Raw genomic sequence first — 24,595 nt, 5'->3', positions numbered from 1 at the left:
GCGCTACTTTATCTTGCCGTTTTCTAACGGCCAAGGGGTGAGACTCGCCAGATAAGGGAACAGCCGCCCTGGCAGGAGCGGCTGTTCGTGCGGGTTTTACCCCACCAGCTAAATCCAGGAGGGCGTACGCCTCCCGAGTCGTCACCAGTATACCCGTTTTACGGAGCCCCTGTACGCCATGCGCGGGTTCTCTTGGGCGGCACCGAGCTACGCGAGCTCGGTACCGTTTTTCGCCAATCAAAATTGCCCATTGAAGGGCAGAGACTGTTACACTCCCCTTCGCACCGCAACATTGCTTGCAACGCTTCTTCTCATAGCGGGCCTCACAGCAGACTCATGCATCGTTCTCGCATTGAACCTCTCAAGACATTAATCGCAAGATGAGATTAGGGCGCTATCTCACGAGCAATCCATCGCGATCCGAAGAGCCCGGACAACACAACTACGCATGCCACACAAAACACTGTGAACGTACCGGTTTCCGACGCAGCAGGGGCCAGCATTCCGCACACGGCTGTTGACACCGTACCTCCAAGCCCCCTGAAAAACATCGCCATAGACGTTGCTCGTCCGGCGTCTCTCTTCGCCGAACCGGTTTGCGCTGCAAGATTGGAAATGGGCATGCCCACACCAACCCCAAGTCCCATTACTGCCGAAAACGCAATAATCGATGAGGGCGTCAAGGTCGAAAACGCGACAACAAATGCGACAGATGCTCCCAGAACGATCAACGACGACACACCGGCAATGGCGCGCAAGCGACCCGTTGCCCGGAACACCGCTCCCGAAATGTTGCTTCCAGCCACAAGCAAAAGCGTCATGGGAATCAGCGCGGCGCCAGAAGATGAAGCGGCCATTCCAAGCATCTCCTGAAACACCCTTGGAAGATACGTTACACACGTCATGAGTGCGAATTGGATGCAGAATCCCGACAGGAAGCCTGCAACGACCCCGCTTCGGCAAAACAACCCCATCGGAACAACTGGCGCGTCTTTACCGTTTTCAATATGCACAAGCACACATGCCGACACTACACACAGCACCATACATGCAACGAACGAAAGCACGTTCTTCGCCAAGCTGAATGTGCCCGTCAAGCTCACCACGCACACTGCAGCAGCGAAGCTTCCCAACGTATCGAACGTAAAAGTGCCGTCGTTGACGTTCCTTTTCGGCAAGAACTTTGTCGTCAAGACAAACGCACCGGCTGCAACGGGAACATTCACCAAAAAGATCACGTGCCAGGAAAGACCTTGCGCAACCGCCCCACCAAAGACTGGTCCGACCACATTCGCCACGCCGTACATAGCAGAGGCAGCACCCAAGTAGGGGCCTCTATCTCTGGGAGGCATCATCACGGCAGCAGCTATGAAGACGCCTGCCTCGAGAATGCCTCCTCCGATGCCCTGCAAAAAGCGAAACGCAGCAAGCATCTCAACAGTGGAAGCACCGGCACAAAGTGCAGAAGAGGCGGCGAACAACACAAGTCCCACCGCGTACACGCGCCTAAGGCCAAAACTAAATGAAATGCCGCCACACAACAGCATCGACATTGTGCTCGATAGCAAATACGCCGTCATCGGCCAAGCATAATGCGCCGCGCCTCCCAGCGAAGTAGAAATCACAGGCATCGCCGTGGCAACTACTGTGGAATCTAACGCCGCAATAAACAGAGCAAGCATCAGGCCGATAGTCATCGGCCTGCCAATGGCACCACGGCCCGAAGCACTCAGTTCTCTCATGTTGGCTTCCTTCCCTTCTACGCCCATTGAGGGCGATGCCGACGAATCGGCAATGAACAGAAGGAAGGATGGTCACACTTCGTTTCGCTCGACCACGGGTATCCAAATCTCACTGCGATACCCCGTCGAGGAGAAATCTCCACTCGGATACACCTCAAGGCTCACATCGTGAGCCAGCTCGTACCCCGATGCCGGCAGCCACTCGGCATAAATCCTGTGATAGTGCTCCGCAGTCGCAACTTCACACGGACCGACGCACTCGAAAACGGCCCATGACCCCCGAGATACGCGAATTTCATCCGTCCAAGCGGGAGCCTCCTCAGAAGAGGAAACGGCAATGTGATATGTCAGATCTCCTCTTCTCACGGAGTTAACTCCAAAGATTCTCCGAGGACCGCCATCATCCGCCAAGGAAAATAAGCGTTCGATATCTCCAGCCTGCGATGCACTACCCCAGAAATGGCGCAATTCCTCCCGTCCCTCGTCGGCCATTTGAATCAGAGGGGCATCCATCGCCGCATCACATGGAAACGCTATTCCAATCAAGCGCATCTCGTCATGCGTAACGATCCTCCATGAAAGGGGCTCTGAACCCACAACCGCCAAGGAAAACGTGAGTTGTGGAAACACGCAGAGAGTGGTACCTGGACGCCTTGCGTCACTCGGAGAGACACCGAACGCCTCCCTGAACGCCCTCGTGAATGCTGTGGAAGACGCGTAACCGCAACGAATCGCCACATCGATCACCCGCTCTCCTCTCGACAGGGCGAGTGCTGCGCACGATAGACGACGACGGCGTATATACTCAGTCAATCCCACGCCAGCGACATAGGAAAACATTCTGCGAAACTGTCCCTCGCTGCATGTCGCGAGACGCGCCGCCTCAACAACATCGATATCGTCATCGAGATGCTTTTCTATATACTCCATCGAGGCGTTCAGGCCTTCAATCCAGCCCATGAAGTCACCATCCTTCCAACAGGACAGCATGGGGCACATCGATCGGCCTGTCCTCGCATTGACGGTACAAAAAATGAAAGGTTGGTAGCTAGGGCGTTTCAAACCTTAATATACAGTTCCGCCAGCAATACGTCAGAAAAGGCCCTCGATTATGCACCGCGCTGACGCCAACAACGCCGTTCGCCTTACACCTTGCGGACCGGATGCCGAATCACGGTCTTGAGCTTCTCGGGCGCGGTGCGGCGAGCGTCGTTGAGGTAGATCTCATGATGCAGGCGCTCGTCACTAAAATCCTCGATGTAGCCGTTTTCCTCGGCAAACGCGCGCATAGCCTCAACCGTCACCGGCTCGTCGTCATAAGCGCCCACGTGCAGACACTGGACACAGAGACCCTCTTCGATGGTGAGAAGCTCCACCATCGAGAAGTCGCGCTTCTTCTTGGCGGTCGCCTCGGCAACGGCCCAATCAAAATCCCCGCGCGTCACGAACTCGGGCACGCGAATGACCGAGATCCAGTTGAAATCCTCCTTGCGAGCGTAATCCACGCCCAGAACACCGTCCTGCCACCAAAAGCCCTCCAACGGCGGAACCACGAAGTCGAAGTAGCCCTCGATGCGATGGTCACCCTTCTTGGACATCTTGATGGTGTACGCCACACCGTAGAGCGCCTCGAGTGCGTCCTTGTACGCCCCGCCCTCCTCGTTGGGGTCGCCGTGGCCGCGAACCGCCAAAAACGTCATCTCCGGGACCTCGATGATCGTCGGCTTCTTCGGCGGCAGGTAGAACTCCTTGTATTCCTTCTTGTAGTCGAATGCCATCGCAATCCCCTCTCGCGAACATCATTGAATTAATGATAATCGAACATATGTTCTTGTCAATGAGTTTCCAGGGCAGTTTAGGTCGATTCGCCTAACGCGATTTCACGGCGTAGGTCGCCCAGAAAACCGGAATGTTCAGATCATGCAGACGACCCTTGCCAGAGGTGTCTTCATAGCAGTCAATCAGCTGGAAACCAGCTTGCAACTGGCCTCGAATCTGCTCCTCCAGCGTATGCGAGAACAGGATGCCGTCCTCCACGGGGTCGAGCGCCGCCATGTGGTCGGGATTCCTCAACGGGTTGAACGGCAGGCTGTATATCGCCCGTTCCTCCGCGGGGTAGTCGAACACGTACCCAAAGCCGTTGTCCATGCCCGCCAACAGGCGACCACCAGGCTTCAGAATGCGATAGCACTCGCGCCAAAGCGGCTTGACCTCCTCTGTGTAACAGTTCGAAACGGGATGGAAGATAAGGTCGAACTCACCATCCCCAAAGGGAAGCGGCTTGGACATGTCGCCCCGCACGGCCTCGATCTCATACCCCTCGCGATCGGCGACCATCCGCTCGGATTCCAGCTGACTAGGCGTGTAATCGAACACGGTGCATCGCGCTCCGAGGGCGGCGAAGACGGGCATCTGCTGACCTCCGCCGCTGGCGAGTCCCAGCACGCGCAGGCCGGACAGGTCGCTCGGATACCATTCGAGCGGAACGGGCTTGGTGGGAGTCAACAACATGCGCCACTCGCCCTGTCTAGCCTTGAGATACTCCTCATGGCTCAAGGGCGTACCCCACTCCCAACCCTTTGCGTTCCACCCGTCGATGGCACGCGCGTTCACGTCGACGTAGGTATCTCTCGTTATTTCCGGCATACGCTGGGCCTCCTGTATTCAACTTGATTCAATCGCGTGCATCCAAAAGCCCCGCGGATTAAACCCCGCACGAGTCCGCACAATCATCAGCGCGAACTAACCTCCTCGCCCCACTATAATCTAACCACTAGGTGCAGCTGGGTTCGACGCCCAATCTTTCGAACCATCGCTCACAGGAGGGCGCATGAACAGGAAGAAAGTCCTTATCGCAGCGGCAAGCTCACTTGTCGCCCTCGGCATCCTCATGGCACTCCTCCTCCCATCTGGCGGGAACGTGCAATCAGCCAAGCGCATCGCACACGCCACGGACCTTTACACCAAAGAGGACATCGAAGCCGCGTTCGACGCCATCGAATCGGAGTTCGCATCGGGGTTCAAGGGCTGCACGCTCAAAGAACTCCGCTATGACGATGAGATTGAAGCTCAATATCTGGACGAAACTCCTGAGCACAAGCAGGAGGACGCTGGAGACCGCATCGTCGTGCTATCCGAATTCACGACCAACTGGCAGGCCGCCGACGAGGGATTCTCGCCAAACGACAGCTATGAAGACTGGCAATGGATACTCACCAGGCCCTCGAAACATGCGCCGTGGGAAGTCGTCGGCTGGGGCTATTAACGCGCCATCCGCGTTGCGAGGGGCTGGCACGCATCTACTTGACCTCGACGCCCTCCATGCGCAGCAGGCCGAAGCGCACGAGCAGCGTCTCGCACACGCGGAACCAGTAGAGGCCTATGACGAGCGCAACGACGTACAGGGCGATCGAATCCTGCAGAAGCGATCTCGCCATCCATATGAGCATGAAGAGCGGCGACATAAGAAGGACGAGCGCCGCTAGGACAGCGACGGCCCTCCCCGCCCCGCCCATCGACGCCCATTCGAACTCCGCGCCGCAAGCGCACCGTCTCGGCATGACGCCGAACTTGACGGGAATCGCGCGGCCACAGCCGCCGCATATGAGGTCCCTTGTCATCGACGCGCCTCCAGCCCCACCAGGATCTCGGAGTGCAGGCGCTCCATGCGCGGGGTGAGTGGGTTGAGCGTCGGGTCGCTCGCGAGACGCGCGGCCTCCTCGGGCGAACCGTGCAAAAGCTCGTACTCGGCCAGATAGAGCTGCCAGTTGGCGCGTTGCTGATGACAATCGGCGAGCATCATGCGCTCGCGCATGCGAGCGGCGTCCGCGGCATCGCGCTCGGCAGGCGGACGAACCAGGACGGCGTAGTCCGCGACCTGCATATCGGCGGAAGTGCGATTGCGCGAGCCCGCTTTGAAGTTCTGGCGAAAGGCAGAGAGTCGGGCGAGCGTGTCGCGGGCGCCCTCGATGTCGCCCAAATCGACACGACTCAAAAACTCGATCTGCAGGGCGCGAAACCATCTGAGGTTGTCCTTGCGCTTAAAGGTGACGGTTCCCAAGCGCCGCAGCGCCCCGGCGCTATCGAGCTCCAGGTAGTCGCAGTACGCGCGCTCAATGGCGATAGTGTTGACGGAGCGGCCAAAACGGTCGCGCTCGGCCAGCACGTCGAGCACCGCACGATAGCGCACCGGGTCGCAATCCTGCGAGACCACCTCGCCAAGATTGATAAACAGCATCCCCATGCGCACGCGCGCCACGAGCGCGATGACGAACACGAGCGCAAGACCGATGCCGTACAGCAGGAGATTTCCCGCCTCGACAAACCAGATGGTCGCCACGAGGTTCGCGATGATCAGCGCGATCGACTGGACCCTCACCGCACGGAGCCGTTTGAGGTACGCGACGGCCGTCTCCTGCGCATCCATGTCCCAATATGCGGAGTGCTTGCCCCCCGCAGGAGGCACGCTGCCCAGGCTATTGGGCTCAGGTGCGGGGGCCGGTGGTGTGGGGGCATGGCTCATAAGACCATCTCCTTGCGTCGGTTGCGGCAATTCTACCCCAGCCATCCTGGAGCGGACATCCGCCCCCGTCAAAAACTCTCCATCCCCCTTGCCAACTTTTGCGACCTCATGCGTATTGTTGATAGAGGGAGATATCGAGAACCGGTCCCTCGCACATCACGGTCCACGAAAGAAAGCGAGGTGAGGACATGACGGGTTGGATTGCATCGGCATGGCGCTTGGCACGCGGCGGTCAAGACGCGCCAGGCGCAGCGGAGAGCAGTCCGAGGCGCAGCGCGGCCGAGACGGCAGCAACGTGCGCCTCGGGGCAAAGCAGGCTCGGAGCAAAAACGTCGTACGACGCGAGGCGAGACGCGATCGAGGCAGAGGCTCAGCGGCTTGTCGCGACGTACGCGGACACCATACTTCGGGTGAGCTACACCTACCTGCACAGCACGCAAGACGCCGAGGACATCTGCCAAGACGTCCTGCTCAAAACCCTCCGCCACGCCGACGGCTTCGACTCCGCGGAGCACGAGCGGGCCTGGGTCGTGCGCACCGCCATCAACGCGGCGAAGGACCTCCTGCGACGCCAGGAGGTCAGAAGCACCATCGCGCTCGACGACATACCCGAGCCCACCGCGCCCCATCATGCATCGGAGCGTGCGATCGAGGCGCGCGACGCGCGTGTTCTGCAGAGCGTCATGGCGCTGCCCCTGGAATACCGCGAGGCAATCTACCTGCATTACTACGAGGGGTACTCCATCAAGCAGATCGCGGAGATGGTGCACGCATCCGAATCCGCCGTGGCGACGCGACTCAGCCGCGGACGGTCCAAACTTCGCCCCATACTGGAAGGAGTTCACCATGAGCTCGACGTTTGACGCATCCGGGTATCGATCGGAACTCGACAAGCTCTCTTTTTCCACCGAGCAAAAATCCCGCATGGCACAGCGCCTTGCCAAGGAGGCGGAATCAGCACCCACATCTGATGCTCGGCCCGCCGCGATCTTGGAGATGAACGACGCCATGGGCGCTCGCAGCTCGACCCGCCGCGCCTCGCGTCCCGGGCGCACCGCGAATGCCACTCGCACTGCGCGGCGCCGGGGCAAGGTCTCCCGCATCGCCGCCGTGCTCGGCATCGTGGCCATGCTGACCCTTGGCGGAGGAGCCGCGTACGCCACGGGAACGCTCGCCCGTGCCGCCGACTCTCTCGCCTCCGTTTTTGGCGCGGGCCCCGCCCAAACCGAACTCATCAATCGCATTGGCCGGCCGATCGGCGCCAGCTGCACGAGCAACGGCATCACCATCACGGCAGACGCCATCATCGGCATGCGCCACGCCTACGCGGTGATTTACACCGTCGAGAAGGACGACGGGACCGCGTTTGATGAGCTGACGGTGAATAAGAACGACTCATACAATCTTAAAATCGAAGGTGGCGGCAGCATTAATGCCCTAACAGCAGTGCGACTCGGAATGAAGGGCATGGGAGGCACAAGCTTCACCTTTGACGCCGATCCATCAGACAATGCGCTCCAATACGTCGAACTAATGAGCATCGGCGAATCGAATTCCGCCCTTGTTGGCGAGACGCTGCATTTCAGCGCCACCGAACTTGCCTACATCCCTACCAGTGAGGACGGGCAACGGGACCTCCCCCGCGTGACCCTCGCCACGGGCAACTGGGATATGTCGTTCAAGATCGACTACAAGGACCTCTCCGTCGACCTGCCCAGCGGGCAGCAGTTCACCGTCAACGGCAACAACGCCGTCGTTGACGAGCTTGCGATCTCGCCGCTCGGCGCGACCATCACCTACACGGTCGATGCCGTCGACGGACCCTCGGAGCCGAGCGGACTCGAAACCAACCCGGAGCGTCGCGCCGGCCATGGCGACCTCACCGTGACGTTCACGGACGGCACCGTACAGGAGCTTGGCAGCGGCTACAGCTCATGGCCGCAAGACGGCAAGACCGTCGTGCAGAAGACCTGGTTCTTCGATCAGATCCACGAGCTCGATGACATTCAGAGCATCACCGTCGGCAACCTGACGGTCCCCATCCAGTAACGGCCACGAACGCGCGGCGGACACCCACGGCGTCCGCCGCGCCTCAATATGGGGACAGGCACTCATTTGAGGTGCGGGCACCACAGAAATAACCCATCACGCCAGCGAACACCGCAACAGCGCGCAGAACGAGGCCGCGCTCGGCACCCCCCCGAGGGAGCCGAGCGCGGCCTCCGCCGTATCCCCCTACCTCAATTTAGGGACAGTCCCTAAATTGAGGTAGTTGACGCCTTATACTATGCGCAGTATAGTATCGTTCGAAGGGAGGTATCATGGATGCTCAGATGAAGCGCGGCTTCCTCGAGATATGCGTGCTCGCGTCGCTCCGGGGACGGGACTCCTACGGCTACCAGATCGTCAAGGACGTGCCCGACATCCTGGGCCTCACCGAGTCGACGCTCTACCCGCTACTCAAGCGCCTCGAGAAGGCCGAGTGCCTGACCGCCTACTCCGTGGAGCACAACGGACGGCTGCGAAAGTATTACCGGCTCACGCCGACCGGCGAGGAGCGCATCGCCGAGTTCCTATCCGAGCAGGCGGACATCATGTCGATCTATAACTTTGTAAAGCGAGGTGCGCAACGATGACCAAGCAGGAATTCCTATCCAAACTCGAACGGGCGCTGGGCAAGCTGCCGCACGCCGAAGTCGAGCAGGCGCTCGCGTTCTACGACGAGGCTATCAGCGACCGCATGGAAGACGGCCTTTCCGAGGCCGAGGCGGTGGCAGACCTGGGTTCGATCGACGAGATCGCGGCGCAGATCGCCGCGGAGACCCCGCCCATCCCGCGCGCCATCGCCCGCGCGAACACCGGCAGCCGCACCCTCAACATCGTGCTGCTCGCCGTGTTCTCCCCCATCTGGGTGCCCGTCGCGCTCGCGCTTGCGGCGGCCGCGCTCGCCGTGTATGTCGCGATATGGGCCGTCATCCTCGCCCTGTGGGCGACCGACGCGGCCGTGGTGCTCATGCCCATCGCGGGGCTCGTCTCACTCGCCTCGCTCGGCATGGAGGGCTCCATCCCATCCGGAATCTTCGCCCTGGGCATCACGCTCATCGCGAGCGGGATCGGCCTTCTCGCCTCCTTTGGCGTCTTTTGGGCAAGCAGGCTGCTCTTCCGCGCCACACGCTCGTTCGCGCGCTGGATCGCCAGCCTCTTTGTGCGCGTGAGCGGCCAAGAGCCTGCGCATCGTGACGCTCGTCCCCACGACGGCGCAACAGCTGGCCCAAGCGACCATGCCGACCATGCCCCGATTGATCCGCGGCTGGATTCCGACCGCATCCCGGTTGACCCGCGTCCGGACGCTGGCACCGCGCCGACAGATCCACGCGTCAGCGCTCGCGCCAACAACGGTTCCCTCACCTCGGAAGAAGGTGCTCATCATGCGTAAGGCTCCAAAAGTCGTGCTCATCACCGCCGCCGCGCTCATCGGCACGGGCGCGCTCCTCGCAGGCGGCACGTGGGCCGCGGCGGGATTCGACCTGAGCCGACTGTCCACCGTGGATTACGACTGGGAACAAACCGTGCGCGAGCTCGATAGCGAGGCGACGGCTCCGCACAGCCGCATCGTGGTTCGATCTGACTGCGAGGGCGTGCGGTTTGAGCAGGCATCCGGCAACGCCATCGAACTCGAGTATTGGACCGGCAACGCGCAGCGCGTTGGCGTCGACGACGCGGACGGCACGCTGACCGTCGACGTGAAGAGCACGCCCATGGACGGCGTCATGCTCGACCTCTCCCCCGCCGAGGCGGGCGGCGTATCCGATACGACCACCGTCATTCGCGTGCCGGCGTCGTTTACCGGCGCGATTGAAGTCGAAAGCGCCTCGAGCGAAGTGTTCCTCGACAGGCTACACGGCCTCTCGAACGTGTCCCTGTCCAACGGAAACGGCAGCACCACGCTGAACGACGTGTCCGCACGCGAGATCGTTTCGCGCAACAAGAACGGCGAGAGCCTTCTTTCTGCCGTCGAAGCGGACGCGCTCACCGTCACCAGCAAAAACGGCGAGATCTCCCTCGGCGGTGTGGATGCGCGCGTGGCGAACGTCGGCAACAAGAACGGCGACGTGATCTTGGCGGACGTCTCCGCGTCCGAGCTGATGACCTGCGAGAACAAGAACGGCGAGATCTTCGCGCAGGACCTCGCTCTCGCCGGCGGCGCGTTCTCGAGCAGCAACGGCGACATCGACCTGTCGTGTGTCGGAAGCGAGGGCGACTACCGCATCGACGCCTACAGCGACAACGGCGACGTCGATGCCCCGCGCGGCAATTTCGACGCCACCCGCACCCTGCGCGCCGAGAACAAGAACGGCGACATCCACATCGCGTTCAGCTAACACCTCAAATGAGGGACAGGCACTTTTCTGAGGTCCCACCAGGTTGAGCAGGGGCGGCGCCCATCTTCACGCCGCCCCTGCTCAAAATAGGGACAGTCCCTGATTTGAGGTTCGTCGCCCCATGCGAACGACCGCGCATCCGCTATTTCCATCCCGGGATGTCCGCGCCGCCGGTAAGTACCATCGAAAGAATGGCCAAGATCGAGACCACCAATACGAACACGAGCGCCGTCCCCGCAATGACCATGAGGGCGCTGAGGGCAAAGCGGTACTCGCGCGACAGCTCGCGCGGTGCGGGGGCAGATGGCGCCTCGCATACCGAGGGCACGCTTGCGGACCCCGTGAGAATAAAATCGGTGCTCACTCGGTAGATTTGCGACAACTTGACCACGTTGTCGACCTCGGGGCGCCCCTGAGCGCCCTCCCACTTCGAGATCGCCTGCCGGGACACGCCCAGCAGATCCGCGAGCTGCTCCTGCGAGTATCCCGCCTTGCGGCGCAAATCGAGCAGACGATCCGCGAACTTCGTTGCCTCATCCATGGCGTCGTCCATGACAAATGCCTCCTTGGTAGCTATGAAACCATGATAGCGGCACGTCAGCATCGGAGCCCGAGCGGTCGGCTCGTCCCGGCTCCAGCTGACCCGCGGCATCAACTATCCGCGCACCTGCGGTTGCACACCACCAATTGGGCACGTCAATTTCCGCAACATGTCGTTGCATATGCGCCACGCACCGTTGCGGGGGCGCGACAACAAGGAATGGTCGAGGTTTTGCGAAGCTTTCCGAGCAGGATTGCGACGAGCGGGTCATGTGCAAACAGAAAAGCGCGATGGCACAACATCGAGCAGGCTGTCTGCAAGCCCTTTAACGGAAAAGCGGCAAATATGCCGGCAAACGGCCCGCTCGAAATACCAAACGAAGGCGAGAGCCTTCCGAACTTCACCGCGCCTCACCGTAGGCGGCATGTGAAGAGCTGCGGATACCCGCGTTCGACGGCCCGATTGAAGTCACGTTTGAGCAAGCCAATCTGGATGAACCACACGAACCACCAGATGAGCACCTCAAGAACCACCAACACGGTCATGGAGAACGAGAACGCGCCCATCACGTGATTGGGATTGGCGAAGAACTCGGCCCACACGTAAAACGCGTCAAACGCGACGAGCACCGCCGCCGCGATCCGTGCCGCCTTGCCACGCGCATCGACCGTGCGCTGCAGGATGCAACGGATTCCCTCAAGCTCCATTTCGCTATAGCGCGACCTCTCGATGTCCATGCGCATGTCGCGCTCGAGCCTCGAAACTATAGGCCTGCCATATTCGTCCTCCAACCTGCGAGGCGACGGGTCATGCACCATTATCGCCGACCCCAGATTGGGGGCAGGCACTAATCTGAGGTTTGAAGCCGAACGATAATCTAGAACGCGCCGGATCGTCACCTCACAAAGGCGCCTGCCCCAATCTAAAGTGGCTCCCAATTTGAGACGGCCCCCAATCTGAGGTGCCCACAGGGACTGCGGCGCACACCTCAGATTAGTGCCTGTCCCCAATCTGGGGTTAGCGCGCACGGGCTTGCCACCAGGCGACGGCGAGCTGGGTCCGATTTTTGTACCCGGTCTTTTGCAGAACGGAGCTGATCCGATTGCGCACCGTGCCCTCGCTGATGAACGCAGCGGCGGAAATCTCGTGGTTGTCCAGGCCCTCGGCGACCAGACGAACCACCTCGTACTCGCGATCGGTCAACTCGGAAAACGTAGAACGGCAGCGGCCTTCGGGCGAATGCGCAGCGAGACCCGCATCTGCACCCGGGCACGCATCGACACGACCTGACACCGCATCCGTACCGGTCGACGCGTCCGCGGCAAGCACCGCGCCAGCTCCGACCCGCCCAGACGGCGAGCCCGCACCGGCACCCGCGTCGGCGCCCTCGGACATCACGCAACCAGTCGCAACCGCAGAGGCGCCCCGCTCCCCCGCGCCGAACAGCTCGTGCGCGCGAAACTCGTCCCGGGTCCGATGCCGCAAGTCGCGCTGGGCAAGCAGCATGCTCGTCCGCCAGGACAACAGCCCCGCCAACGCAGACAGAGCGCCCACGCACGCAAGCTCCGTCCCAGAAACACACGGCGCGACCACCATGCGCGCGGCGGGCAATAGCAAAGCAATCGGCGCCGCGCGCCACGGCAGCGGCTCCCGCGCGAATTGGAGCAACTCGTACACAACGGCGGAAAGCAGAAATAGCCCCTCGGGAACAAACGAACTCACAACGCAATACGCCACCGGGCCGAGCACGCGCCACTTCCCCCGCGCCCACTCGCATGTCAGCACCGCGATGATCGCCACAAGCAGGCAGACGACCGTCGGGACAGCGAGTGCATCCCCCGCGAGTCCCGCAACGGCCGATGCCGTGCTCGCGACCCCGGCGGCAACGCGGAACAGCACGCACGCGACGAGCACCAGTACTATGTCAGTGATTCTCTCCATAGCCTCACATGGTAGCAAAAGCGGCATTCTCGCTAAAAAACCAAGTCGTGACAATTGTCACTACCGCGTTGCGAGGGCGTCGGGCACCATGTTCGCAGCAAGCACGGAATCGAAAACCTCAATTTAGGGACTGTCCCCAAATTGAGGTGGAGCGGAGGAACCATGGACGTCATCGCGATCGAGGGACTCGTCAAACGCTACGACGAGCTGCTCGCCCTCGACCACTTCGACCTGAACGTCGCCCAAGGCGAGATCTTCGGCCTGCTGGGACCCAACGGCTCGGGCAAGACCACGAGCATCAACTGCATGCTCGCCCTGCTCACCTACGACCGCGGCAGCATCGAGCTCTTCGGCGAGCCCATGGCGCCCACGCGCTACGACCTCAAGCGCCGGATCGGCATCGTGCCGCAGCAGGTGGCGGTCATCGACGAGCTCACCGTGCGTGAAAACATCGACTACTTCTGCTCGCTCTACGTGAGCGACCGCGCCCGCCGTCGCGCGCTCGTGGGCGAGGCGATCGAGTTCGTGGAACTTGAGGAATTCGTCCGCTTTCGCCCCGGCAAGCTCTCGGGCGGACTGCTGCGCCGCCTCAACATCGCCTGCGGCATCGCCCACAAGCCGGAGCTCATCTTCTTCGACGAGCCCACTGTGGCCGTGGACCCGCAGAGCCGCAACGCCATCCTCAGCGGCATCCAGCGCCTGCGCGCCGAGGGGGCGACGGTGGTCTACACCAGCCATTACATGGAGGAGGTCGAGCAGATCTGCGACCGCGTGATGATCATGGACCACGGCCGCGCGCTCGCGCAGGGCACGCCCGACGAGCTCAAGCGCTCGATCCGCACGGGTGAGCGCATCGTCATTGAACTCGAAGGTCCCTCGGGCCCACGCGCAAGATCGCGCTCGCACGCGAGCCCCGGTGCCGCCCTCCCTGCCCGCGAGCTCGACCGCCTGCGCGCGTTGCCCCACGTCCTCGGCGTCTCGCTCGCCGGCAACCTGCTCGCCGTGTCCTGCGAGGCAAGCGAGCACAACCTCACCGACGTCCTCGCGTCGCTGCGCGCGGGCAACGCGCGCCTGGGCCGCATCACTTGCGCGCCGCCCACCCTCAACGACGTGTTCCTCGAGATCACCGGCCGCGAGCTGCGCGATTAGGAGAGCGCCATGTGGACCACCTTCAAAGCGACCGTGCGCACGCTGCTGCTCACGCCGAGCGCCGTCGTATGGACGCTCATCTTCCCCATCGTGCTTGCCACGGTGTTCAACTTCATGTTCGAGCCCATGCGCTCCACGGGCTCCGTCGAGGCGGTGGACGTCGCCGTCGTCGCCGACGACGCCTGGGAGGATTCTCCCTTCTCGCAGGTAGTCGATACTTTGAGCGAGGCAGACGAACCCTTTCTCGCCGTTCATCCCGTGGCCACCGAACAGGAGGCGCGCGAGCTGATCGCCGAGGGATCCGTGGCGGGGGCGTATATCGTCGACGCCGCGAGCAATGAGGGGAACGCGAAGCAAAGCGGGTCGGATGAGCTCGATGCCGTCGATGCGGCAGGCTCCGCAGGCGACCCGACCACCGCCGATGCGACAGGAGCCGCAAGCGGCTCTGGTACCGCAGCGGGCTCCTCAGACGTGTCGGCCATCACGTCCTCCACTACCAGCGAGGGCACGCCCTCCGCCGGCAGCATGGGCGCGCCCCGCATCATCCTCGCTCCCGCCGGGTCCGGCACGGGCAGCGACGCCTCCTACGATGTCAATCGCGCCATCGTCGAATCGGTCGCGACCAGCTATCTGCAAAGCAAAGCGCTCATCGAAGACGTCGCCACACATGACCCCGTGGCGCTGAGCGACCCTATCGCCCTCGAAGACGCGCTCGGTCTCGGCGTCTCTGTGCGGGAAGTCTCGCTCACGCATGCCCAGCCCGACAGCATGGTGCGCTTCTACTACGCGCTGCTCGGCATGGCCTCGATCTTTGCCGCGCAGCTCGCCGAGGAAAGCGTCTGGCGCCTGCAGCCCGCCTCGTCCGCCGCCGGCGCGCGGCGCGCCGTTTCGGGCACGAGCCGCATGCGCCTGCTCATCCCCACCATCGGCGCCTGCTGGGCGGTCTCCACCACATTTTTGGCCATCGCCTTTGGTTACATCTGCCTGACCGCGCACATCGACTTCTCGGGGCGCGAGGGACTCTGCCTCGTTGGAATCGCGGCGTCGAGCTTGCTTTCTTGCGGCATCGGAACCCTGGTGGGCGCGTTGCCCGGACGTATGGGCTCAGACTCGCGCAGGGGCATCCTCACGGCGCTCACCTGCCTGCTGTCGCTTTTTGCCGGCCTCTACGGAGAGCCCACGATGGAGCTCGCCGATACCGTCGCACATGTCTTCCCCGCTGCGACGTGGCTCAACCCGGTCTGCCTGATCCGCGACCTGTTCTACACCGTCTACTACTACGACACACTCGTCCCGTTCTCCCTTCGCCTAGCGGCGTGCGCCGGCATCGCAGCCGTGCTGCTTGCCGTATCGGCCGCTTGCATGAGGAGGTCCGCGCATGAACATCTGTAAACGGGCGCTCACCATCGCGCTTCGCCACCCGCTCTACCTCATCATCTACATCGGCTTTTTATCGAGCATGGGCGTTGTGCTCATGGGAGAGGCGGGCGGAAGCGGCGCGCGGGAGGCCACCGAGGTTCCCCGCGCCCGCATCGCACTCGTCGATCGCGACGGATCAGCCGTAGCACAATCACTCGAGGAGGTGCTCTCCCAGACGGACGAGCTCATAACCGTTGCCGACGAGCCCATCGCCCTGCAGGATGCGCTCGCGACCGGCAAGGCCGACGCCGTGCTCGTTATTCCCGCGGGCTTTGGCGATGCCCTCATGGATGCCGCGAAAACGGGAGGCGACCTACCCGAGCTCGAGGCGGCGACCGGCGGCGACATGCAGGCGGCGGCGCTGGCATCCCAGCGCGCAAGCCGCACGGCATCGCTCATCGCGAGCCGCGCCGCGCTCACGTCCCACGCAAGCGCCGAGCAGGTGTTGGACGGCGTGCGCAAGCTTTCCGACATCGCACCCGCCGTCGACACTATTGAAACGACCGAGGAAAGCACCGCGGCATCGCGCCTGGCGTTCTACCTCACCTTTAGCTCGTACACCGTCACCTCGTCCATCGTCGTGGTCGCCGGCGTGGTGCTCTCCACGCTCAACAAGCCCGACGTGCGGCGGCGACAGCTCGCCGCGCCCGTGAGCAGCTGGCGCATGGGATTCGAGAGCATCGCCGGATGCGCGGTGCTGGCGCTCGGCGTGTGCGCATGGGTCGCACTCGTCGGCATCGGCGCCTCCGGGGCAGGCGCACTGCTTTCGAGCGCAGGTGCACAGGTGGCGCTCGCCATCGCGTCGCTTTGCGCGTTCGCACTCGTCCCGCTCTCGCTCGCCTACACGCTCGCGCAATGCGGCTTTAGGGAGGAGGCACTCAACGCGATCGCCAACTTGGGCGGCATGGTCATGTCGTTTTTGGGCGGGGCGTGGGTACCGCTGTCGCTCATGGGCGCGAATGTGCAAGCGGTCGCGCGCTTCACGCCCACTTTCTGGATGTACGATGCCGTGACCTGCGCGCTCGGCGCCCAAGAGGTGAATGCGCGCGTTCTGGCCACCGTCGGTATCGACTTGGGTATCATCGCGCTCTTCGCTGTCGCGATCGCGTCCGCGGGCCTTGTGGCCGCCCGTCTGCGCACCACCTCAAATTAGGGACAGGCACTAATTTGAGGTGCCGACCGCGCGGCAGCCGGCCTCCTCAAAAACGTCAACGCAAGCCGCGCGCCAGCACCGGCATGCAGCTTGTGCCAACTGGGCGGCCCCGACCGTACAGCGGCGCCTGCCGCACGATTCCTCCGGACACTCGCCCTCGCCGGCCGGACGCCAGCACCGACCGCGCGGCTTGCGACAGCCGGGCGGCGTCGACCGCACAGCGACGCTTGCCGGGCGCCAGCGCCAATCGTGCGCCATCGCCGGCCGGACGACAGTACCGGCAGCACAGCAACGCCGGTTGCACCGCAACGCACGTCACACGGCAGCACCGGCGCGCGGCGGCACCAGTTGGTCGGCAGCACCAATCGGGCGGGGAAACACATCCGGGCAGGTTTTCCACCTCGCCCCATCATTCGAAGACAGAACGAGGGGTCATTCATTAAAATGTGTGGGGTTTAATTGGATGCCCCAAGTAGACCTGCCTTTCAGAAACCTGTTTCCAGCGGTTTCTTGTCTCCTTTTCCGCAGTCTACTCAGCGCCCCTTCAATAAACCCCACACATTTTATTTAGCGACCCCCTTCAGACCCCTTCAACCTTCATCCCGCAGCCCATTCAAGCCAAGAAACCAAGCGCTCGCGCATTGAAAACCATCTGATGACTCGCAAGCCATCGCTTCGAGCCCAAGCATCAAAACACCAGCTCAGATGCGTGTATAAAGCCTTTTGGCATCCTGCATCCGACCTAAAATCGCCCGCTATAAAGCCCTTTGATGGTACGATTGCCGCGGTGATGCCATGGTGAATCTCGACAAGGGTCACCGCGAACCGAAAGGACGAACCGCATGGAACTGGGCGCCCATATCAAAGAGCACCGCAAGGAGCTCGGGCTTTCTCAGGACGATCTGGCGGCGAAGATCTACGTCTCGCGCCAAACGATCAGCAACTGGGAAGTGGGCCGCACCTATCCGGACGTTCAGAGTCTTTTGCTGTTGTCGAACGTGTTCGGGGTGACCGTGGACTCCCTCATCAAAGGAGATGTGGAAACCATGGCACAGGTAATGGACGCAGCGGTGAAGAAGTACAACGCCCTCTCGACTATCACGGTGGTAAGCGCGGTCGTGTTTTTGGCGCTCAGCGCGTGGGCTGCCTTCCAATTCGAATGGGGCTGGGGCGTCCACATCGCCCCCACCGCCGTGTTCGCGGCGATCGCCCTGCTCGTGATGCTCATCGCCTTCACCTACATGGAGCGCATGAAGAAGCAGCACGACCTCGCCACGTACCGCGAGGTGCTTGCGTTCAGCCGCGGCAAGCAGGTTGATCGCGATACGCTCGAGGGGCGTCGCGAGCGCGAGATGAACCCCTGGGTAAAGGGCATGCGCAACGGCGCGCAAATCATACTCGGCACCATCGTCGGCGGCTTGGTCGGCATCGGCATCGGCATGCTTGCCAAGATGTTGAGCTAACGCCAAGGGAGTATCGAACAACACGGCATCAACCGGCCCGGCCGCAACACGCGGCCGGGCCGGTCTCGCGCTTACCATCGTTCCCGACAGCTCACCCCAGTTGGCGCCCATCCAAAAGTAGCGCCCGCCTCCAATCCGAGGTTCGCCCGCGCCTCAAATTAGCCCCTGCCCTATTTCGAGACTCCCCGTTTGAGATGAGTTGCCGCTGCGCACAAAACGAACGGCTCGCCCCCCCGCTGATACCCACCTCAAATTGGCACGTCAGCTCAGATTGGCGCCTGCCCCCATCTCGAGGTTCGCAGCAGCACGAACGAATTCACGGAACAGCGGGTGCGGACGCGTGGGGCGGCTCTTGAACTCGGGATGCGCCTGCGTGGCGACGAACCACGGGTGCAGGTCACGGCGCAGCTCGACCATCTCGACCAGCTCGCCATCGGGGCTCGTGCCGGACACGACCAAGCCCGCCGCCTCCAGCTCCTCGCGGTACGCGTTGTTGAACTCGTAGCGATGACGATGCCGCTCGTGCACCAGCGGCTCGCCGTACGCCTCCGCCGCGAGCGTGCCTGCGACCAGCGCGCACGGGTAGGCGCCCAGGCGCATGGTGCCGCCCTTCTCGGTCACACCCTCCTGCTCGTCGAGCAAGTCGATCACGGCGTGCGCGCACTGCGGGTCGAACTCGGACGAGCTCGCGTCCGCATAGCCCAGCACATCGCGCGCGAACTCGCACACGGCGACCTGCATCCCCAGGCAGATGCCCAGATACGGCACCTGGTGCTCGCGCGCGTAGCGGGCCGCGGCGATCTTGCCGTCGAAGGCGCGCTTGCCGAAGCCGCCCGGCACGAGGATGCCCGACGCACCACCCAGTACCTGATCGGCGTTGCCGTCGGAAAGCACCTCGCCGTCGACGAGCTCGACCTCCACGTGCTTGCCCAGGTGCGTTCCCGCGTGATGCAGCGCCTCGATGACGGAGAGATACGCGTCGGGAAGCTGGGTGTACTTGCCCACGAGCGCGATCTTCACGGGGTAGCCCTCGTTTTCCGCATGGTCCTTCGCGGAGAGGAACCCCTCCCAATCCGCCATGTCGCGCTCGCGCGGGTCGAGCCCCAGGCGCTCGCAGACGCGCAGGTCGAAGTCCTGCTCGGCCATCATGCGCGGCACGTCGTAGATGGACGGCGCGTCCTCGCACGTGAACACGCAATCCACGTCCACGTCGGTGAACGAGGCGATCTTGGCGCGCACGTCGTCGTCGATGTGGTGGTCGCTGCGCAGCACGATGATGTCGGGCTGGATGCCGAAGCTCCGCAGCTCCTTGACGGAGTGCTGCGTGGGCTTGGTCTTCACCTCGTGGGCCGCCGCAATATAGGGCACGAGCGAGACGTGGATGTAGCAGACGTTCTCGGCGCCGGCATCCTTCTTGTACTGGCGGATGGCCTCGACGAACGGCTGACCCTCGATGTCGCCGACCGTGCCGCCGAGCTCGGTGATGACCACGTCGGCGTCCGTCTGCTCCTCGACGCCGCGGAACTTGGCCTTGATGGCGTTCGTCACATGCGGGATGACCTGCACCGTGCCGCCGAGGAAGTCGCCGCGACGCTCGCGCGCGATGAGGTCCTGGTAGATGGCGCCCGTGGTGAAGTTGGAGTCGCGCGTGAGGTTCTCGTCGATGAAGCGCTCGTAATGACCGAGGTCGAGATCGCTTTCGTAGCCGTCCTCGGTGACGAACACCTCGCCGTGCTGGAACGGGCTCATGGTACCCGGGTCCACGTTGAGATACGGATCGGCCTTCTGCATGGTCACCCGGTAGCCGCGCGACTTGAGCAGACGCCCCAGCGACGCCGCGGTGATGCCCTTGCCCAGCGAGCTGACCACGCCGCCGGTCACGAATATATGCTTTGTCATGGTGTTTACCTGCGCTTCCCGTCGAAATCTGCACCGGAGTCCGGCGCTTCCACGGGATTTCAGTGTACCACCTGCCTACCATGACGATGGGGAGTATGGCGAATTCATGAACTTGAAACGATTGCCCCTCTCAACCTCAAATGAGGGACTGTCCCTAATTTGAGGTTGAAGTCCCATGCATTCGAAGCGAAGGCCGCGGTGAAGGCCGATGCTCCGCGTGGTGCTAGCGTCCGAGGCCGAGATCCCGCAGCGCCGAGGCGCAACGCCGCGACGCCTCCGCAGACTCCTGCGCGGTGGCATGGTCGCGATCCACCTCGACCATGAGCTCGCGGACCGCCCCGCAATCCTCTGCCACCGCGGGGTCACCCGTTCCGTTCACCCACTCCCACCAGCGGGCACGGCCGTAGAACTCCACGCCCTCGAACCAGGCGCGAATCTCGTCCAGGCTCACCGGCGCCAGGTCGTTCGCATCCACACCCACGTCGTAGCGCATGAGGCCCTGCTTGCGGTTGAGCTCGTTATACACGCTGCCCGCGCTGTGGATGTGCCCATGCAAATGCCAGGACCCGCGCGACATGGACTGCCACTCCATGAGCGGATAGTGCGACAGCACGATCTTCTGCCCATGAATGTTGATGCGCACGATGGGCGAGTCGACGATGAACGTCCCCGCCACGTCCTTGTGCGTCCAGTCCTTATCGTGATTGCCCGGCACGATGTGCACCTTGCGGCAATTGATCTTCGAGCGCAGCGCCGCCGCCTCGACCGCGGTCATCTGATACGAGAAATCACCGAGGATATACAGGTCGTCGGTTGGCGCCACGCGCTCGTTGATGGCGTTGATGAGCGCGCGGTTCATATGCGCAATATCGCCGAACGGACGGTCGGTGAAATGCAGCACGTTGGCATGGCCGAAGTGCGTATCCGATGTGAACCAGATCATGAGACGGACCTCCCGTCACGCGGAGTGACATAGTCCGACAATCATACCCTCGGCAGCACCACCCGCTCGACGGCGCGGGCGGTGATCGCCCCGTACGCCGCCATGAGGCCGACCGTGAAGGCGAGCACACCCGCAACGATCGCGAACAGGCCCTCGGCACCGAGCGCGAACGCGAGGAATCCCACGAGGAACAAACCGAACACGTCGTGGATGAGCGCGCCGACGAGAGGCGCGACGAAATACAGCCGAACTTGCGACCGCAACGAACGACGCATGCCCGCATGCTCGCACCCGAGTTGCATGAGCACACGATACGCCCGACGCGCGTCCTCCGCACCCGAGAGCTGCTGGAGCGCGAGCACCGCGACGGCGCTCAGCAGGAACACCGCCCCGTAGAAGATGCCGATGTAGCCGATCGGCGCCATCGACGCCGCGATGCCGGCCGAGACCATCTCGGGCGTGCGCAGCCCGATGCTGAAAACGAATCCCGCGACCATCATGCACACGGCGACGGCGACGAGCACGCATACGCAGGCGAGCGCCATCGAGGTGCTGGAAACGCGCGCCTCGACCTGCCGCACCGTGAAGGCGGTGAGCCCGTCCCAGTACCGCTCGGAGCGCCCGCGCGCCCGCTCACTCCATGCGGCCACGCCCAGGCGCGCGACGAGCGACGTGGCGAAGCAGGCGGCGAGGCCCATGGGGATGATGAACGCGATGAAGTACACCGGCTGGAACACGCACGAGCCCCATACGACCGCGAGCAGGGCCGCGGCGAGCACCGCCTGGCCGCCCCGAGCGGCCCGGCCGCCGAGGCGCATGCGCTCCGGCGCGCACTCGGCGGACATGAGCTCGATCAGCGGGCGCCGCGCGATATCGCGCGCGCCGTCCACAGCGTTCACCGCGAACACCACGGCAAAGCATCCGGCGGTCCATGCCGCGGAGTCGGGCGAGAAGGAGAACGCGAGCCGCCAGGGAGCGTCGAACACGAAGGCCGCGACCGCGCCGAACGCGGGCGACAGTGCCGCGCCCGCCGCCAAACCGCACGCCAGCGCGCCGGCGCCCACGAGTGCCGTCTCGGCCACGAGCACGACCGATACCGCGCTGCGCCCCATGCCGCACAGCTCGTAGAGGGCGAACTCGCGCTTGCGCCGGCGGAGCAGGAACCGATTAGCATACCGTACCAGGAAGAGGAACACGAGCACCGTGAAGACGGAGAACGCCTGCAGGATATCGCCCGCGCTCCCCAGCACGCCCAGCTGCTCGGGCGAGAGCCCCATGGCGCGCAGGTGGTCGGTCGAGGCGACGAACGAGTACAGCAGGCATGCCGCGAACCCGAGCGTCGCGAAATACACCGAGTAGTCACGCGTGCCGCGACGCACGTTGCCGAGGGCGAGCTTGAGATATAGCTGTATGGCGAGTCCTTCCAAGGGTTATTACCGCACCCATTCTCGTGAACTCGTCCCTCCCGTGCCATCGATTCGGCTTACGCGCGGCATACGAAAATGTAAGGCTCTCATCCTCGAAGCGAACCAAAGTAAAGATATCCGCTCCGTTCACGGCCGCAAACACCCGCACTTTGGATGACCGGACCGAGTTCCCTATACCGAGCCCACGGCCTTCCATTTCTCCACGAACGAACGGTAGGCAGGGACTGCACGCACAAAAACATACTCGTCTTCATTCTCGACTTCCGAAAGCAGCAGCGCACCCATCCTGGACGTCAAGTCGGTCAAGTCATTCAGGTCCGAATAGCGGTAAAGCGGACCCTGAAGTGCCGCGGAGTCGCCCCCATGCAACGAGGTCATGACGGCGTCAAGAAGCTCAATCGCCTCACCAGAATCGCCCGATGCCGTCACGGCCGCCAGCCGCGGCATCAGACTCATCCATGCAGGCTGACCAAGTGCCTCGAATGCCAGCTGAGCGCGGTGCGCGCACTCGAGCGCGTCGTCTTCGCGGCCGTCTCTCAAAGCGATTTCGATCAACCCGACGATCGCTCCCATCAAATCGGCGGCAATCCGAATCACGCGAGCCTCCCAAGTGCGAGCAGCATCCTCGTCCTTTCCTTCGCGCGCATACAAGATCGCCTGGCGCTCCTCCTTATCCACCGTGCGGTCGGGAATGTCGTCAAGGATACGCTGGGCATCCTCATACCGTTCTTCCTGCATGGCTTTCGCAATGAGCATTGCGGACGCCTGATCCCTTACCGCCGGCACAACGCTCTTCGCCAAACGCGCATACGCATCGTCAAGCACTGGCCGATACCCCTCGGCACCCGGTATTTGCCGAAGCACGAGCGAACCGTCGAGATACTGCGTAAGAACGATGGCCAGCTCATCGCTCGTCGGATATAGGCGCATCTTCTCCTGCGCGTAATCGAAGCCCGCCTCGTATCCCTCTTCACGCACCAGTCGATCGACCTCGCGCTGTATTGCCAAACTCTCCTCCTCTCTCAACTCCGGCTCGAACGACAGCAGCGTATTTGCATCCGTTTCGAACAGGCGAGCGAGCGAAGGGATGAGCGTGATATCCGGATAGCATATCCCGCGCTCCCATTTGTTGACCGCCGGAGCCGAAACACCAAGACGCTGCGCCACTTGCTCCTGAGTCATACCGAGCTCGCGACGGCGAGAGCGAATTATCTCTGAGATGTGCATGTCTTTCCTTTCACCTAAGGACGATATACCGCAGCTGCTTAGCATCTATTTCATCAGCTGGCGACCGCCAGCACAATTGACGCGCCCTCATGTTTTCGGCAGGAAATCTAACCGCTGGTTAAAACAATCATGCCCCGGCGCGGCCGCACCGGGGCATGCAAGCATCTCTAGTCGGAAACGACGCCTACAGCACGCCGTCCAGCATGAGGTTCACCTTGAGCACGTTGACCGTGGGCTCGCCGAAGACGCCCAGGAATCGGCCCTTGGTGCACTGGGCGATGATGTCGCGCACCTCGCCTTCGCTCTTGCCCGTGGCCTTTGCCAGGCGCGGCACCTGGTACTCGGCGGCATCGGGGGAGATCTCGGGGTCGAGGCCGGAGCCGGAGCACGTCACCAGGTCGACGGGCACGGCGTCCATATCGGCATCGGGGTTGGCGGCGCGGATCTTCTCCACGCGCTCGTCCACGAGCTGCCGGTACTCCTCGCTCGCCGGGGAGAGGTTGGACGGGGCGCCGTAGGCCATGAGCTCGCCGTCATCCCCCTCGACGATGGAGACGTTCTGAATGCGGCCCCACATGTGGTCCTCATCCTCGAAGTCCTGGCCGATCAGCTCGGAGCCCACGATCTTGCCGTCGATCTTGATGAGCGAGCCGTTCGCCTGATACGGGAACGCGACCTGGGCGATGCCGGTCACGACGAGCGTATAGCCCAGGCCGCAGACGACGGTAAACAGCGCGAACACACCCAGCGCACGCGATGCAACACCTTTGAACATACAAACCTCCAC

The 24,595-nt window shown here is 62.7% G+C and carries 24 protein-coding genes; 10 read left to right on the top strand and 14 right to left on the bottom strand.

The window, feature by feature from the left end:
- Positions 1 to 386: 386 nt before the first annotated feature.
- The 4 genes from LK434_RS01635 to LK434_RS01620 all read right to left on the bottom strand — a co-directional run bounded on the left by LK434_RS01635 (position 387) and on the right by LK434_RS01620 (position 4,388).
- Entirely contained in the window at positions 387 to 1,742 is a 1,356-nt protein-coding gene (locus LK434_RS01635) for an MFS transporter (RefSeq protein WP_148334635.1), read from the bottom strand.
- Positions 1,743 to 1,814: 72 nt separating this feature from the next.
- Complete coding sequence (locus tag LK434_RS01630; RefSeq protein WP_040361371.1) at positions 1,815 to 2,702, bottom strand: AraC family transcriptional regulator; 888 nt, start codon at positions 2,700 to 2,702, stop codon at positions 1,815 to 1,817.
- 185 nt (positions 2,703 to 2,887) lie between these two features.
- A complete protein-coding gene (locus LK434_RS01625) occupies positions 2,888 to 3,520 on the bottom strand; it encodes a GyrI-like domain-containing protein (protein WP_006721631.1) in 633 nt (210 codons plus the stop codon).
- Positions 3,521 to 3,611: 91 nt separating this feature from the next.
- On the bottom strand, positions 3,612 to 4,388 hold the full coding sequence (locus tag LK434_RS01620; RefSeq protein WP_006721632.1) for a class I SAM-dependent methyltransferase: 777 nt from the start codon (positions 4,386 to 4,388) through the stop codon (positions 3,612 to 3,614).
- A 184-nt stretch (positions 4,389 to 4,572) separates the two neighbouring features.
- Between LK434_RS01620 and LK434_RS01615 the strand changes: the two genes are divergently transcribed.
- The gene (locus tag LK434_RS01615; protein WP_006721633.1) at positions 4,573 to 5,007 is read left to right on the top strand and encodes a hypothetical protein; all 435 of its coding nucleotides are present in this window, start codon (positions 4,573 to 4,575) and stop codon (positions 5,005 to 5,007) included.
- Between the two features lie 34 nt (positions 5,008 to 5,041).
- On the opposite strand, the gene LK434_RS01610 is transcribed toward LK434_RS01615, so the two are convergent.
- The gene (locus LK434_RS01610) at positions 5,042 to 5,362 is read right to left on the bottom strand and encodes a hypothetical protein (RefSeq protein WP_006721634.1); all 321 of its coding nucleotides are present in this window, start codon (positions 5,360 to 5,362) and stop codon (positions 5,042 to 5,044) included.
- The gene (locus LK434_RS01605; RefSeq protein WP_040361373.1) at positions 5,359 to 6,264 is read right to left on the bottom strand and encodes a hypothetical protein; all 906 of its coding nucleotides are present in this window, start codon (positions 6,262 to 6,264) and stop codon (positions 5,359 to 5,361) included. Before LK434_RS01605 ends, LK434_RS01610 begins: the two co-directional genes overlap by 4 nt.
- 188 nt (positions 6,265 to 6,452) lie before the next feature.
- Here LK434_RS01605 and LK434_RS01600 point away from each other — a divergent pair, with 188 nt between their 5' ends.
- From LK434_RS01600 to LK434_RS01580, 5 genes are all read left to right on the top strand, one after another.
- Complete coding sequence (locus LK434_RS01600) at positions 6,453 to 7,127, top strand: RNA polymerase sigma factor (RefSeq protein WP_227917791.1); 675 nt, start codon at positions 6,453 to 6,455, stop codon at positions 7,125 to 7,127.
- Positions 7,111 to 8,313, top strand: coding sequence for a DUF4179 domain-containing protein (locus LK434_RS01595; protein ID WP_006721637.1), 1,203 nt, complete (start codon positions 7,111 to 7,113; stop codon positions 8,311 to 8,313). The genes LK434_RS01600 and LK434_RS01595 overlap by 17 nt, the downstream gene beginning before the upstream one ends.
- A 272-nt stretch (positions 8,314 to 8,585) precedes the next feature.
- Positions 8,586 to 8,900 carry a PadR family transcriptional regulator gene (locus LK434_RS01590; protein ID WP_006721638.1) on the top strand — a complete coding sequence of 105 codons (315 nt, stop codon included), beginning with the start codon at positions 8,586 to 8,588 and terminating at the stop codon, positions 8,898 to 8,900.
- Positions 8,897 to 9,700 carry a DUF1700 domain-containing protein gene (locus LK434_RS01585; RefSeq protein ID WP_006721639.1) on the top strand — a complete coding sequence of 268 codons (804 nt, stop codon included), beginning with the start codon at positions 8,897 to 8,899 and terminating at the stop codon, positions 9,698 to 9,700. The genes LK434_RS01590 and LK434_RS01585 overlap by 4 nt, the downstream gene beginning before the upstream one ends.
- Positions 9,693 to 10,646 carry a DUF4097 family beta strand repeat-containing protein gene (locus LK434_RS01580; RefSeq protein ID WP_006721640.1) on the top strand — a complete coding sequence of 318 codons (954 nt, stop codon included), beginning with the start codon at positions 9,693 to 9,695 and terminating at the stop codon, positions 10,644 to 10,646. Before LK434_RS01585 ends, LK434_RS01580 begins: the two co-directional genes overlap by 8 nt.
- A 142-nt stretch (positions 10,647 to 10,788) precedes the next feature.
- Here LK434_RS01580 and LK434_RS01575 read toward each other — a convergent pair whose 3' ends face one another.
- The 3 genes from LK434_RS01575 to LK434_RS01565 form a co-directional block, all read right to left on the bottom strand.
- Entirely contained in the window at positions 10,789 to 11,199 is a 411-nt protein-coding gene (locus LK434_RS01575; RefSeq protein ID WP_040361376.1) for a helix-turn-helix domain-containing protein, read from the bottom strand.
- A gap of 398 nt (positions 11,200 to 11,597) precedes the next feature.
- A complete protein-coding gene (locus LK434_RS01570) occupies positions 11,598 to 11,924 on the bottom strand; it encodes a hypothetical protein (RefSeq protein ID WP_227917790.1) in 327 nt (108 codons plus the stop codon).
- 280 nt (positions 11,925 to 12,204) lie between these two features.
- Positions 12,205 to 13,128 (bottom strand): helix-turn-helix transcriptional regulator, encoded by a 924-nt coding sequence (locus LK434_RS01565; protein ID WP_006721646.1) that lies wholly within the window; start codon positions 13,126 to 13,128, stop codon positions 12,205 to 12,207.
- A gap of 162 nt (positions 13,129 to 13,290) precedes the next feature.
- Between LK434_RS01565 and LK434_RS01560 the strand changes: the two genes are divergently transcribed.
- From LK434_RS01560 to LK434_RS01545, 4 genes are all read left to right on the top strand, one after another.
- Positions 13,291 to 14,277, top strand: a complete 987-nt coding sequence (locus tag LK434_RS01560) for an ABC transporter ATP-binding protein (RefSeq protein ID WP_006721648.1) — start codon at positions 13,291 to 13,293, stop codon at positions 14,275 to 14,277.
- 9 nt (positions 14,278 to 14,286) lie between these two features.
- Positions 14,287 to 15,669: an ABC transporter permease gene (locus LK434_RS01555; protein ID WP_006721649.1), complete on the top strand. Its 1,383-nt coding sequence runs from the start codon at positions 14,287 to 14,289 to the stop codon at positions 15,667 to 15,669.
- Positions 15,656 to 16,849, top strand: a complete 1,194-nt coding sequence (locus tag LK434_RS01550) for an ABC transporter permease (protein ID WP_006721650.1) — start codon at positions 15,656 to 15,658, stop codon at positions 16,847 to 16,849. Before LK434_RS01555 ends, LK434_RS01550 begins: the two co-directional genes overlap by 14 nt.
- An 842-nt stretch (positions 16,850 to 17,691) precedes the next feature.
- A complete protein-coding gene (locus LK434_RS01545; RefSeq protein ID WP_006721653.1) occupies positions 17,692 to 18,312 on the top strand; it encodes a helix-turn-helix transcriptional regulator in 621 nt (206 codons plus the stop codon).
- 261 nt (positions 18,313 to 18,573) lie between these two features.
- Here the strand turns inward: LK434_RS01545 and LK434_RS01540 are convergent, their stop codons facing one another.
- The 5 genes from LK434_RS01540 to kdpC all read right to left on the bottom strand — a co-directional run bounded on the left by LK434_RS01540 (position 18,574) and on the right by kdpC (position 24,583).
- Complete coding sequence (locus tag LK434_RS01540) at positions 18,574 to 20,211, bottom strand: CTP synthase (RefSeq protein WP_006721654.1); 1,638 nt, start codon at positions 20,209 to 20,211, stop codon at positions 18,574 to 18,576.
- Positions 20,212 to 20,434: 223 nt separating this feature from the next.
- Positions 20,435 to 21,154, bottom strand: a complete 720-nt coding sequence (locus LK434_RS01535; RefSeq protein WP_227917789.1) for a metallophosphoesterase family protein — start codon at positions 21,152 to 21,154, stop codon at positions 20,435 to 20,437.
- 41 nt (positions 21,155 to 21,195) lie between these two features.
- Complete coding sequence (locus LK434_RS01530; RefSeq protein WP_227917788.1) at positions 21,196 to 22,581, bottom strand: FtsX-like permease family protein; 1,386 nt, start codon at positions 22,579 to 22,581, stop codon at positions 21,196 to 21,198.
- 171 nt (positions 22,582 to 22,752) lie between these two features.
- Positions 22,753 to 23,808, bottom strand: a complete 1,056-nt coding sequence (locus LK434_RS01525) for a helix-turn-helix domain-containing protein (protein ID WP_006721659.1) — start codon at positions 23,806 to 23,808, stop codon at positions 22,753 to 22,755.
- A gap of 184 nt (positions 23,809 to 23,992) precedes the next feature.
- On the bottom strand, positions 23,993 to 24,583 hold the full coding sequence (gene kdpC / locus LK434_RS01520; RefSeq protein WP_006721667.1) for a potassium-transporting ATPase subunit KdpC: 591 nt from the start codon (positions 24,581 to 24,583) through the stop codon (positions 23,993 to 23,995).
- Between the last annotated feature and the right edge of the window lie 12 nt (positions 24,584 to 24,595).

It is taken from the genome of Collinsella stercoris DSM 13279, assembly GCF_020735465.1.
GTDB lineage: Bacteria > Actinomycetota > Coriobacteriia > Coriobacteriales > Coriobacteriaceae > Collinsella > Collinsella stercoris.
The sequence above is the reverse complement of the archived record's forward strand: the minus strand, read 5'-3'. Positions and strand labels throughout refer to the sequence as shown.

What these genes read in the sequence shown, in the direction of transcription:
- LK434_RS01635 (WP_148334635.1), bottom strand. Translation starts at nt 1,742, where the DNA reads ATGAGAGAACTGAGTGCTTCGGGCCGTGGTGCCATTGGCAGGCCGATG.
- LK434_RS01630 (WP_040361371.1), bottom strand. Translation starts at nt 2,702, where the DNA reads ATGGGCTGGATTGAAGGCCTGAACGCCTCGATGGAGTATATAGAAAAG.
- LK434_RS01625 (WP_006721631.1), bottom strand. Translation starts at nt 3,520, where the DNA reads ATGGCATTCGACTACAAGAAGGAATACAAGGAGTTCTACCTGCCGCCG.
- LK434_RS01620 (WP_006721632.1), bottom strand. Translation starts at nt 4,388, where the DNA reads ATGCCGGAAATAACGAGAGATACCTACGTCGACGTGAACGCGCGTGCC.
- LK434_RS01615 (WP_006721633.1), top strand. Translation starts at nt 4,573, where the DNA reads ATGAACAGGAAGAAAGTCCTTATCGCAGCGGCAAGCTCACTTGTCGCC.
- LK434_RS01610 (WP_006721634.1), bottom strand. Translation starts at nt 5,362, where the DNA reads ATGACAAGGGACCTCATATGCGGCGGCTGTGGCCGCGCGATTCCCGTC.
- LK434_RS01605 (WP_040361373.1), bottom strand. Translation starts at nt 6,264, where the DNA reads ATGAGCCATGCCCCCACACCACCGGCCCCCGCACCTGAGCCCAATAGC.
- LK434_RS01600 (WP_227917791.1), top strand. Translation starts at nt 6,453, where the DNA reads ATGACGGGTTGGATTGCATCGGCATGGCGCTTGGCACGCGGCGGTCAA.
- LK434_RS01595 (WP_006721637.1), top strand. Translation starts at nt 7,111, where the DNA reads ATGAGCTCGACGTTTGACGCATCCGGGTATCGATCGGAACTCGACAAG.
- LK434_RS01590 (WP_006721638.1), top strand. Translation starts at nt 8,586, where the DNA reads ATGGATGCTCAGATGAAGCGCGGCTTCCTCGAGATATGCGTGCTCGCG.
- LK434_RS01585 (WP_006721639.1), top strand. Translation starts at nt 8,897, where the DNA reads ATGACCAAGCAGGAATTCCTATCCAAACTCGAACGGGCGCTGGGCAAG.
- LK434_RS01580 (WP_006721640.1), top strand. Translation starts at nt 9,693, where the DNA reads ATGCGTAAGGCTCCAAAAGTCGTGCTCATCACCGCCGCCGCGCTCATC.
- LK434_RS01575 (WP_040361376.1), bottom strand. Translation starts at nt 11,199, where the DNA reads ATGGACGACGCCATGGATGAGGCAACGAAGTTCGCGGATCGTCTGCTC.
- LK434_RS01570 (WP_227917790.1), bottom strand. Translation starts at nt 11,924, where the DNA reads ATGGACATCGAGAGGTCGCGCTATAGCGAAATGGAGCTTGAGGGAATC.
- LK434_RS01565 (WP_006721646.1), bottom strand. Translation starts at nt 13,128, where the DNA reads ATGGAGAGAATCACTGACATAGTACTGGTGCTCGTCGCGTGCGTGCTG.
- LK434_RS01560 (WP_006721648.1), top strand. Translation starts at nt 13,291, where the DNA reads ATGGACGTCATCGCGATCGAGGGACTCGTCAAACGCTACGACGAGCTG.
- LK434_RS01555 (WP_006721649.1), top strand. Translation starts at nt 14,287, where the DNA reads ATGTGGACCACCTTCAAAGCGACCGTGCGCACGCTGCTGCTCACGCCG.
- LK434_RS01550 (WP_006721650.1), top strand. Translation starts at nt 15,656, where the DNA reads ATGAACATCTGTAAACGGGCGCTCACCATCGCGCTTCGCCACCCGCTC.
- LK434_RS01545 (WP_006721653.1), top strand. Translation starts at nt 17,692, where the DNA reads ATGGAACTGGGCGCCCATATCAAAGAGCACCGCAAGGAGCTCGGGCTT.
- LK434_RS01540 (WP_006721654.1), bottom strand. Translation starts at nt 20,211, where the DNA reads ATGACAAAGCATATATTCGTGACCGGCGGCGTGGTCAGCTCGCTGGGC.
- LK434_RS01535 (WP_227917789.1), bottom strand. Translation starts at nt 21,154, where the DNA reads ATGATCTGGTTCACATCGGATACGCACTTCGGCCATGCCAACGTGCTG.
- LK434_RS01525 (WP_006721659.1), bottom strand. Translation starts at nt 23,808, where the DNA reads ATGCACATCTCAGAGATAATTCGCTCTCGCCGTCGCGAGCTCGGTATG.
- kdpC (WP_006721667.1), bottom strand. Translation starts at nt 24,583, where the DNA reads ATGTTCAAAGGTGTTGCATCGCGTGCGCTGGGTGTGTTCGCGCTGTTT.